Annotated in this window: 6 protein-coding genes; all 6 read right to left on the reverse strand. The window is 35.3% G+C overall.

Annotated features, from left to right (window positions below; all coding sequences use genetic code 11):
• Positions 1–168: 168 nt before the first annotated feature.
• Entirely contained in the window at positions 169–942 is a 774-nt protein-coding gene (locus J7I83_RS17560; RefSeq protein WP_215102901.1) for a DUF294 nucleotidyltransferase-like/CBS domain-containing protein, read from the reverse strand.
• 98 nt (positions 943–1,040) lie between these two features.
• Positions 1,041–1,646 carry a hypothetical protein gene (locus J7I83_RS17565; protein WP_215102903.1) on the reverse strand — a complete coding sequence of 202 codons (606 nt, stop codon included), beginning with the start codon at positions 1,644–1,646 and terminating at the stop codon, positions 1,041–1,043.
• Between the two features lie 45 nt (positions 1,647–1,691).
• A complete protein-coding gene (locus tag J7I83_RS17570; protein ID WP_215102905.1) occupies positions 1,692–6,509 on the reverse strand; it encodes a DEAD/DEAH box helicase in 4,818 nt (1,605 codons plus the stop codon).
• The gene (locus J7I83_RS17575; protein WP_215102907.1) at positions 6,478–9,795 is read right to left on the reverse strand and encodes a hypothetical protein; all 3,318 of its coding nucleotides are present in this window, start codon (positions 9,793–9,795) and stop codon (positions 6,478–6,480) included. Before J7I83_RS17575 ends, J7I83_RS17570 begins: the two co-directional genes overlap by 32 nt.
• Before the next feature lie 489 nt (positions 9,796–10,284).
• A complete protein-coding gene (locus tag J7I83_RS17580; protein ID WP_215102909.1) occupies positions 10,285–11,193 on the reverse strand; it encodes a restriction endonuclease in 909 nt (302 codons plus the stop codon).
• Positions 11,194–11,461: 268 nt separating this feature from the next.
• Positions 11,462–11,672 (reverse strand): hypothetical protein (locus J7I83_RS17585; RefSeq protein ID WP_215102911.1); only part of this gene is annotated, 211 nt, incomplete at its 5' end.

An 11,672-nucleotide genomic window follows, 5' to 3' on the forward strand; every position in this document is an offset into this window, starting at 1 on the left:
AACTTTTCATTATAAAGGACTTTTTCTTTTGGTTTTCGTCAGTTTTCGAATGTTTTATGAATTCCTAATCTTCAAAAATAATTAATGCAACACTAGTGAAACAACCTCCATTAACTAAAAACAGGAAATATCCATGTCAATATGAATACTGCCGTTCCTTTGTCATTATTATTTGAATTGCTTTTCAATATTATCAGTAATAATGCTTAATTGATCAAGTAAAGTTAGGATATCTTTATCCTCAAACCATTTTTGTAAAGATTGTGCATGGGCTAAGTCGTCTCTTAAGTTTTGAACTTGCTTAAAAGCTTTTTTTGCTTGCTTTTTTGATAATCCAGTTAAAGACTCCAGTAATATTGGATCGTTCACTACGATATCTGTCTTATCACAGATTTGTGTAAAGTTAATCAAGTTAACTTCTAGATTCTTCTCTACCATTTTTTTATATTCGAATTGTGCGTTAATAAATCTTGACTCCCCTATAAGAGTCTCCCAAGAGTTACTCGGATACCTTAAATCAATCAGAGAAGCTAACTTACTTTCAAAAATTGTAATGACCCCAAAAAACATCATCCGAACAGCAGGTTTTTGTCTATCTGACCTTGTTACGATTCCATTTACATGTGATTTATCAATAATGAACAAGTGCTGATGTTTTTCTAGCATTAAAAGACAGTCATTCAAGTCCGTATTCGACGTGATTAAATTTTGAATTTCGAATCTCATTACTTTGTCGCTTATGTCCTCCGTGAACAGTTCTCCGTTTTTATCTAAAAAACCAGTGATTTTTCCATCTTCATGGAAACCGACCACATCAAAATTATCCTCATAGAAATACTTTTTCAACTGGCTTGACTCTTCATTAGTTACAGATGCTAATGGTTCAGCTATATCCTTGGCGGTAAATAGACTATTAGTTGTTGATGTTTTCAAACTACTCATAACATCCCTCCTAATGCTTAATTATCCATGAACAGAGACATGTTAAACCGACATTACGACTTTTTTGGTGACCGTTATTCAAAAGTCGCTAATTATTTTCAACCTCTATACACTTTAATCCGACCTTTATCCGGGACTTCCCGATAGTTCAAGTAAGGTTTCTTTTCCTTTGCAATCAAGGATTTGTTTGAATATCCTATGGCCTTTAAAGTTTGATCTTTTTTCTTTTCCAGATCTCCGTATTTTTCATTATTTAATTGAGCAAGTTGAATTCTTCTTTTTATTTTGTGCAGTTCTTGATGTAAATCATTCATCCGCTTTATTTCTTTATATGTGAGCAGGCATTTCTCGAAATCTTTAGATGAAATTGTTGCTAATCGTTTTATGATTGCGTCATTCTTTATATAGTGCAATTTTTTTAACATGACTACAGATTCTGACTTTAAGCCTTGTGGTTGACCAATATTTATAGAATCAACTATAATCTTTTTTTCTTTCTTTGGTTCATCCTCTTTTTGTCTCTTTTTATGTCTCCCTTTTTTACTTTTAGTTATTAAAGGTTTCGGTGGAATTATTATATTTTCTTTTTCAATATTTCCTTTTCTAATCTGAGCAAAACAATATTCTCCATTTTCATCCAATAAACAAAGTGCCGGTACAATTCTGTCAGAACTTATTCTGATTAGAAAAACTTCTCCATTCATAAGTTTACCTCCTAGAGAATATCTTTAAAAAGCAGGCTACGAACTTCATTTAACCAACTTACTTAAATACAGATCGACCATTCCACGAGATAATGTGTCATGACAATACTGGTTGGAGTAATCTTTTAAACAGCCATAGCAACTCGTTTCTTTACCACATTGGCAGGAGCTCACAAGTTCTTTTGCAGCTTCGATTACTTTTTCCAATTGACCAAACACTTCATTCATATACCCCGCTCCACCAGGAACTTTATCAAAAAGCACGATGGTTGGAGTAGCTAAGTGGTTGTATCGGATACATCCATCAATATCACGTCTGCTTATCCCCAATGATATGCTGATTCCATTCAAAAGCGCGTACAGTAATGAATCCCACAATTCTGTTTCTGGAGTGCTATTGAGGAATTCCACTTCCAAAATGTCGCTGATAAACTCGTGACCAAGATGAATCGACTTTTTATCTATGGTGCCTTCACATATTTTATTCATTTGATTTCGATGTTTAGAATCTTTTGTGCCCATCATGGAACCACATAAGGTACATATTTTGTAACCTTGCCCACTGCGCCCTTTACTTATTACTGACAGTTTTCCATATGGAGAGTACTTGATCCGAACTTCCTGACCTTTTAAATTGAAAGTTCTTTCTTGTTCATACGCCTGTTGATGTTCACGTACTTCTTGTTCTTCTGAATAGAAGTATTCGGAAAAAAATACTCTTGAGCGATTTTCTCTTGCGGGTTTACGGTCACTGGCTTTTTCCACACGCTTTGCATTAAATCCAAACTTAGGAATAATCATTTTATGGACTTCGCATACCTCTTCACATGTTTCACAATTAGCAGTTAAAGCTCTGTAATTTGGATTTAAACGTTCAATTACTTTATAGGTTTTACAGTTTTTACATTCAATATAATACATAGTCGGAAGCTCAAAACCTTTAACTTTTCGTATTCCAGTACTTTCATATATAGTCCCGTTAGCCACAATTTGAGATCCTGGCGCGTATTCTCCAATTGCCATTGATAAATCTCTACTTAAACGAATGTCATCTTTTTCTGTCTGAGAGATTACCATTTCAACTACATCAACAGGGAAACCGTATTTAGGAATAATATTTGAACTTGATAAAAAACTGATTAACCCTTCGTTTTGAATCCGATTCATTACTCGATTCAATCTATCAGTGTTTCTGCTGGCTTTAAAGTCTTCTTCTTTTATATTTCTTAAATCCTCTAAGTCTTGATAATATAACTTAGCAACTTTTTTAAACAGGCTCGTTTCTTCCAGCATCAGATCTTTTTCCCACGAAACAAATTCAGGATGATAACGTAGTTGATCATAGTTAGGAACCACTTTCTGTACAGATTCCAATAATCGAGTTGGCATATTTCTAACGAATTTATCAAGTCGTTTGGGACCAGATTTTATAGTCATTGAGTCCTGGAAGAAATCCGATACTTTTCCGAACAACTCTTCATTCTCTCTAAAGAAACTTGATAAAACTAATGAATTCAAATGTCTTTTAATGATTTTGGAGTTATCCATTTTCAGTACAGGAGGTTTAATAACACCTGCTATAATTTTTTCTGGATCTTGATAATAAGTTAAGTCATGTGACTTTCTTTGGGCAAAAGTTAATACAAAAGCTACAGAAGCCTTTCTTCGTCCTGCTCGTCCTGCTCGTTGAATATAGTTGGCAGTTTCTGGCGGAACATTTCGTAAGAAAACAGCTTCCAGTCCCCCAACATCAACTCCCATTTCAAAAGTTGTCGAACAACTTAAAACATTAATATCTCCATTCACAAACTTCTCCTGATATTTTGAAGCGTTCTCTGGTGACAATTGTGCGGTATGTTCTTTTACACTCATTTTAACAGGAATTAAATTATTGTATTGATTGATGTAATGAGATTTTAATGTACCATTTTCTATCGACTTCAATTGACCTGTACAACCGTTTGTCATACATACATTTTTAACATTATATGCGGTGACGACTTTACAATCGCCGCACTGAAATATCGGTCGATTTTTACGCACTCTCCAGATAGATTGTTGCAGCAGATTGTTGCCGTTTTTGCTTTTAAAGAAGCTTTCATAAAATCGGGGCAAGTTAATTAAATTCCATATTTGCGAAAGTTGCTCTCTAGAGGCGCTAATAGCTTCTTCTTCAATCAGTCCCTTTTGAATGAAGATTTTTTTCAAATAATCAAGTCTAATATTTGATCGCTTCGGGATCCAGGCACTGACATAACCTTTATTATCTGCAGCTTCCTTATTTACCGAGTTCTCAAAGTTTATAGGCTTCATCCGATCCGAATTGAATTTACTTCTTTCTAAATGTGTCACTGTATTTTTGTGTCTCAAAGTGCTCAGTAAAACTTGTATAGCCACCTTCAAATCTTGGCCATTGTCAAAATTTAATTTTACAGCAAGCAAATCAAGTTTAGATTCCATTTCTTCCGGAAGATCCAGTTGATATGAAATCAAACCAGTCCCCTCAAGAGAAATGCGGACATTCCCCTTAATAAATTCGGACATCACATATTCTTCTGCAATCGTTTTTCTTTCTTCCCTATCCATTTCAGGAGTATATATATCCCATTTCAAAGCTTCACTGTATGCATCCGCAGCCCATGTCTTTAAACTGATCGGTTCGGTTTCATCATATTTCCCAATCGTTTTATATAAAATAGCTCTCCATAAATCCCGCTCGTAAGTATATTCTAGATAAGGTGCGAAAAAAGCCGCTTCCTGGCGGGAATCGGAAAATACTAATAGCTTTTGAGGCTCATATTTGTCTTCCGTTACCTGTTTCAGCACTTCTTCAGAAGAAGATTCATTGAATACATCTTCAAAAAGATCATTGACTACGGTAATGTTTTCATTTTTTATTGTCTTTTTTGAATCCAATACCAATTGCTGGTAAAGTGACGTCGTCAAAATTGCAGCCGGACCATCGCTTCCACTCAAAAATAACTTGATAGGGTTTTGCTTCTTTTTCCCGCAATGATTACAGGAAGAATGGCCCGAGAATTGAATAGGTTCTTTAACAAGTTTAATAAGTGCCGGGTTTGTCATTTCTCTTTCGCGACAGCAAGAAGAAGAATCTTCCCCTTTTTGCCAAAGACTTGCGCAACATGGACACATTTCATATGCTTCTTTATCTTCCTCAGTCAATTCATCTTCATCTTCATCGACTGCCAAATCTTGCTCATTCTCTTTAATCATATAGGCAATATACGTAATTTTTTCATCTTGTATCTGAGATTGTTTGCGCTGAACCAATTTTCCATCTTCTTCATCACCAATGAGATGTACTTGACCACAATTCGAACATACTCCCATTTCAAAAAAAGGATAGTTTGTTCTTTCATCGACTTTCTTTGCTTGCAGAGAGACTTCGTATTTGGGATAAAGTTTGAGATAACACCCTTCTATTGCACGTACAAACACATGATATCTCGCTGGTAAAAGCGGTTCCTGTGAATCTTCGGGAGATATACTTCCTGCTATATCCACCAAATTAACTAATCCTTGGCGAATTTCTTCCACTTTAATATCACCAAATTTGGCTTGAATGGCCATTAATCGATTTAGTAATGCATTTAAATCCTGGGGTTCATTCTTTAACAAGTCTCTAAGGTTAAATAAATTTTCATCTCCGCTCAGAAAACGGTATAGAAATGCATTAGTATCCCGTTCATTTTCCAACAGAGTATTCGCATTTTCAATTCCATACTTTTTCAAGTTCAATATATCATCATCACTTAATCGTTCTTTCTGTTTCAATTCCAATAAGTATGAGTAAATAGACCACTCAGGGCGATATTGTAAATCATGTTCATCCCTGTAATCAATTCTTTCTGACTCAATCAGATCATTTTCATTTTCGGACTTATAGTGGAAAGGTTCATCAAAAATATTATCTGCAAATTTAAGAACTTTTTGTTTTGCCTCCGCTCCCGAACCTAAGGTTGCAGAAGTGGCAATACATTGCAGACTCCCTCTAAAGTGTCTCTTTTTTAAAATCCGGTCTTTTAACCTTCTTAGAAGCATTCCTATTTCAATGCCATTCGCACCATTATAAGAATGCACTTCATCCAGTACAATATACTTCCAATCTTCCGAAAAGTCCCCATCAAAAAATGCAGTGTCCGTGGGTCTTAGAAGTAAATACTCCAGCATTGCGTAATTCGTCACTAATATGTGCGGTGGGTTATTCCTCATTTCATTTCGTGAAAGGATCTCGTTAGGCAATCTTTCAATTCCAGGATTTTGCTGTTTGAATTTATCGACGGCATGCTTCTCCAAATGTTCCGTCTCCCCTGTATACCTACCAAAAGTAATCTCAGGTGTATTTTTTAAAAGAGACCTCAGTCTCTTCATTTGATCATTTGCAAGTGCATTCATCGGATAAACAAAAAGAGCTCTTACTCCAGGCTGCAGACTTTTCAGTGCATGTTCAAAAAAGAGATCATTCAAAATAGGCATCATGAAGGATTCTGTTTTACCACTACCTGTACCAGTTGCAACAACGAAATTCTTTTTCTCTTTTGCTTTTCTGATAGCTTTTTCTTGGTGGGTATACAATGGCCGATCGGCCGGCATCTCTTCCTGATTAAGGGTTAGAAAGCTAGTGGATAACACGCCTTCTTTAACCAATGCGCTTATGGATGCTCCCTTCTTATACGGTGGTGTCACTTCTAAGAAAGGACCTTTTGAGAGAAGATTCTCTTTTCTAAGCTCTTTCGAAAAGGCAGCCTCTATCTCTTCATTGTTTATCGGAAATGTAGTTGCGAGATAATCTCTATAATCGTTATCAATTCTAGTCTTTCCATGTAAAGGATGGATGCCCATATTTATGTTTCCTCTCTTCCAAATTGATCAATGCCATTTTATCGGCTACCAGTTTTTCTTTCCAATGTACCAGGTCGTGTAAAAACCAATTTGCAGCAATATCATATAAAGCAGGAATGGCTTGTCTTAATGAAAATAAGGTTTGTGTATCCATTTTGCTTTCATGATCAATTATCAAGGCACATGTCAAAGCAGAAAGACCGATATAAAATGGGAAGTCATAAAAGTCGTTGTCTGTTGCGATCCTTCTAGAATTTAACTGATTTATGTTTTCTTTTGAAATAAGCTGTTGAGTTTTTAGACCAAGTAGCACTTCGTCTAAAGCGCTTTTGTGGTTAGCATAGAATACTTCAACTTTAGAGCGGTACGATTCAGATGTGTCAATTTCATTAAGAAACGATAGATATTCATGTTCAATACTAAACCCTTTGATGTACTGGCTTATTTTAATCTTTCTTTGAAAACTAATGGCTCTTTCACGCTGCGATAAAGTGCTAAACAAGCTTAGCTTTGGCGGAGCGTAATAGACAACTTTCCCTGCTTTTTCTAAACGATTTTCCACGGCAATACTGAAAGAATCTGGATCCCATTCTTGATATCCCGCTATTTTGCATATGAACGATGCAACTTCGGCATTATTTTCTAGTTGAACAAGTTCCAACAACAAATCGATGTTTTGAAGCCCAAAATCGCAGCATAGATTGTAGTCTTTCAATAATAACGATTCTATTACTGTTTTTTTATCCCACATAAACCTTATAAGTTCTTCCAACTCTTCCTTTTCCCATTCTTTTTCTTCACCATTGATATCAAGAAGTAGGAGCCATTCAGCAAATGAAGGAAGTACAGCTGTTCTCTCTACTTTCAATAATTTAGTGTGGTCATCCAGTGTAGAGGGATAACTGACCTCCTCAAAAATATCGAAAAAATCATCATCCACTACTTCCTCTAACTTAAAAATATAATATCCATCCAGTATTTCTTCCTTTTTGAAATGTACAATGTTGGATGGAGTTTCTATCTCCTGTTCTGAAATAAGCTCTCTTTGGGAATTAAAAGACCATATGCGCATTTTCAGTTTTTCTGGTTGAAAAGAACATTCAAAAGATAAAGTATCACTGTCTGATGGTGAAAACGACACTGACTTTAAAATCCATTCGGTTTCAATCGTTACCACTTTTTCCATGATACCCATTTCATCTATTTTCAATCCAATAGTTCTCTTTCCACTGACTTTATGCAAACTTTCAAAGTATCTCAAATCCAAAATGTGTTTTCTGCCAACTCTGCAGTTGAACGTTTTCTTAGCCATTTCACCAGTCTTTAGCCTTTCAACCAATGATATAGCAACTGTTTTTCCAGACAATAATAAAGATGGATTCTCCAAATCAAGCAATACGTGGGTGCTGCTTAATTCAAATTCAGTTGCATTAAAAGTCATACCTAAAGGAAGAGTGCCAGTTGGGCTGACTAACTCACAAGAAATATTGCTGGAATACAATTTAAGATCCAGTTTTTCTTTTGTCTTGAGATTCAAAAGGTTTCCACGAACAAAATTAGGATGGGTCGGTATTTCGAAAATAGTCTTATTATCATTTTTCTTTTCAACATTAAAAGTTGTAGGAATTGTGAAATCTATTATCAGCGAAGTCTCGACATTAATTTCTTGTTCTTCTACAGTGAATGAAAAATCTTCTCTCGAGATGTATATGAAGTCAATAGATTGATCGTGCCCCAGAACACCAGTTAAGCGTAATGAATATTTCCCAAAGGGCTGGTCTTTTCCATCCAATAACTGCAACAAGTTAATTTCTATGCCTTTTGAAGATTGTTCAATTTCCAATTCACTTAACTTCTTCCAAACTGTTGATTTTGAAAATGGGTGATAGAGTTTAAGATTCCATTTTGAGAAGTCTTCACTCAAAGAGACAATATCAGAATCCAGTTTTATAATCGGTTCATCTGTATAAATGGCGCTTTCCGCCTTTACGTTAGTAAATCGAGCTCCATCAATTTCCATTAAATTGCGCAAAGGGTTAAATATTAAAGTTGTATCAGAAAACACGAGAGTATCGGGTTTTTCCAAATATAAGTCTATTTCTAAATAACCACTCCATTTATCAAACAGTGGCTTTACTAAATAATCATTTTTACAGTTTTCTATTATTTCTTTTTCATCTTTATGTAATATGATCATCACGTTAGTGTTGGAAAGGTAGCTCTTATTAAGTAGCTCATAGCTATTCGTGTCGAACACTGCCACTTTATCAAGGTAAAAACTCCACTCTCCCTTAATCTCACTATCGATTAAAAGATGGACAGTGTAATCACTCATGGGAGATACAGGATGCTCTCCATTCTTGCTGTCCACGATATATTCCTGTTCTTCATCTGATGTATATATTTTTGTAGGAATTATTATGGAATTACCATCAGACGTTATATTCCATTCGACTTTAACCTGCTCTTTATTGTTGAATCGCTGAATCGGTAGTTTGATGAAAACATTTTGATATTGTGTTGAGTAATTTAGAACTGGCCTCGACAATCTTTGTTGGCGGTGTTGATTCACTTTGTTTAGTAAATCCTTTGATGCATATCTTTCAAATTCATCCAAGATATGATCAGGCAAATAATCTCTATACTTTTCGGGAAACGGTCGCTCCTGTTCCCTCCAAACTTCAATGCAGCGAGAAATAAGACTATTGGAAACAGAGTTCTCCAGCTTAATGAAATCTTTTACACTTTTAAATAGCCCATAAGTTTTTACAACAGACCCATAGTTCTTCCCCTTTTTCACAGACTCAATTACTTCTTCGGCTGTTAAGTCAAAACTTGCTGCAGGGTCGATAACATTTTTTATAAATCCTTCAATATTGTGCTTGGGTATGCCCGCATGTCCCAGAATATTTTCAACATATTTTTGATTACTATTTCTTGCGAAAAACTCTAGATTTTCTAATTGAATCTGCTTAAGAAATTTTACTTTCCATTTCTGATCCTTTAAAAGAGAAATATCGTTTTTGAACTGCCCCCAAAAGTTACCATCATAATTATAGATTGCATAGTTCACCGTTAACAAAAGTGCAGTTCTGGGCGCACAATTCCATATTAAATTCACAACTCTATCCTGATGCGTGGTATTGTGACTCAATATTTCGTTGAATCTGTTTAATATACTTTCGTACTCAGTGAATGGAAGATTAGCTTCACTGACAATTTTGATTTTCTTAAAGTATTTTTCCATCCTGGACTCTGTATAAATTAAGTATTCTTCAGCTCTCACACTATCCCTCCGTTCTAAATAATTTGTCTTTAAAAATGTTTATATAGTTTAATTCACCTATTAAAGTATTATAATTATGTAATAATTGTAACAGATTGGATATTTATTCTAAACAAAATTTTCAGATAAAATCAACAATTTATCAGAATTTCGCTGTATTATTGATAGTTATTACACTTATTTCAATAAAGCACATAATTTTACCTGCTTTTGAATTTTTATTAAAATAATTTTCCAAAAAAAAAGACATCCAAATAGGATGTCCAATTGTTACATGTAAAATAATTTAATAATAATTCGCACGATTTACTAAATCGTAAATTATAAAAATACGCGGATGAGAGTTTTAATTCTCTTTCAGGATGACCACTTACTGACGTTATTTCCTGCTTCAGTACTGACCGAAAAAGGCATTATTCGTTAAGCTTACAGCCTCATGTACTGTCTAGTTAAAAGGGATTAATTTCAACTTAACTTTGGCTATTTATTTCACTCTTCTCCAAAATAATCCTCATCCACTTTTTTTATAATAAAAGTCTCTTCATGTCCAACACCAATATTATAAGTGAACATATATTCTGTCAGGGCATCCCCGTCTATCAAAATGATTTTCTTATCTATCATTTGAACAAATCCTTTAGCACCATCTGAGAAATTCGAAGTTGTTATAAAAACGCCTTTTCGAGCACGTTGGCCCTCTAGACTTCCGGCAAATTTTTGGATTTCGGGCCGGGTCACTGTGTTTTCCCAGCGCTTGGCCTGCAGGTAAATCATATCGAGACCCAGCACATCTTCCTTTATAATCCCGTCTATACCTTCGTCACCAGAACGGCCAATTGCTTGTCCCGCATCGGTTATTGATCCGCCATAACCCATAGCGACCAACAACTCGACTACTAGTCGCTCAAAGAATAATGGGCTACCATTTTTAACTTTGTCCAATAAATTCTCTTTCGCTTCTTCCTTTAAAATCTGATAGTTCTTTTCAATTTCTTCCAGGGGTGTAATATCCCCATTAATCGGAGGTTGAATTGGATTCGGTTGGACAACTCCTATGTTCTTAAAAATCCGGAACTCTTTAAATTGCAGTAGAAATGCATTATCAATTTTCTCTACATTAGGATCCATCAACAGTTGTTTTCCTCGTTCAGTAATGACATAATTCCCACGTCGGACTGTCTTTAATAAACCAGCCTTATTCAAATAAGTTCGCGTCCATCCAATGCGATTATGTAAAATTCGTTGCTTACCGCTTGGTAGCAGTTCTTCTCTTTCTTCGTCAGTCACACCTAACTCGTCTGCTAAACGGCTATATGCCTCACTTATTGAATGTTCTTTTCCATCTTCCATCATTTTAAGGAATGGATACATGAATTCTTGAAAACCTGGGATTGCCATCTTCTCACCTCTGTTTTTTCATATAGTTCATTATCCCACAATTATCAAAATATTTCCAAAACACTTTAATGTTGCATCAGCTTTTTACTATATTAGTAAGCGTCAAATAGGGTGTGTAGATGTATGGAGTATAAATTGTTGTGTATTATCAGAATCGTTTAGAATTGTTTCTTTCCCAGGGACGCGATTTCATGAGGAGTATCCAGAAGACTTTGAGTGGTGAGGGCTTTTTATGAATAAATTAATCTTCAGGTGTTGAGACAAATTGTCAAATAGCTGATACAGTTTTTAAAAAGTATGAAAAGGAGCTTGCCATTCTAGACCGCATAGACTCATATCTGACTTCTGACGACATCGCTATCCGCAATTTTGCACTGTATGCAACCCGGTCTTTCCCGGCTTTCAAACCGGAATGGCCGGAACGATTGATCAGAGCTGCGCTCGAAGACCAGGACAATTGAAGAAGGACAAGCTCGAGA

The organism is Planococcus sp. ISL-110, from assembly GCF_018613575.1.
In the GTDB taxonomy this organism is placed as follows: Bacteria; Bacillota; Bacilli; order Bacillales_A; family Planococcaceae; genus Planococcus.

Excerpts from the sequence above, each read along its gene's own strand:
- J7I83_RS17560 (WP_215102901.1), bottom strand. The coding sequence starts at position 942 with ATGAGTAGTTTGAAAACATCAACAACTAATAGTCTATTTACCGCCAAG.
- J7I83_RS17565 (WP_215102903.1), bottom strand. The coding sequence starts at position 1,646 with ATGAATGGAGAAGTTTTTCTAATCAGAATAAGTTCTGACAGAATTGTA.
- J7I83_RS17570 (WP_215102905.1), bottom strand. The coding sequence starts at position 6,509 with ATGGGCATCCATCCTTTACATGGAAAGACTAGAATTGATAACGATTAT.
- J7I83_RS17580 (WP_215102909.1), bottom strand. The coding sequence starts at position 11,193 with ATGGCAATCCCAGGTTTTCAAGAATTCATGTATCCATTCCTTAAAATG.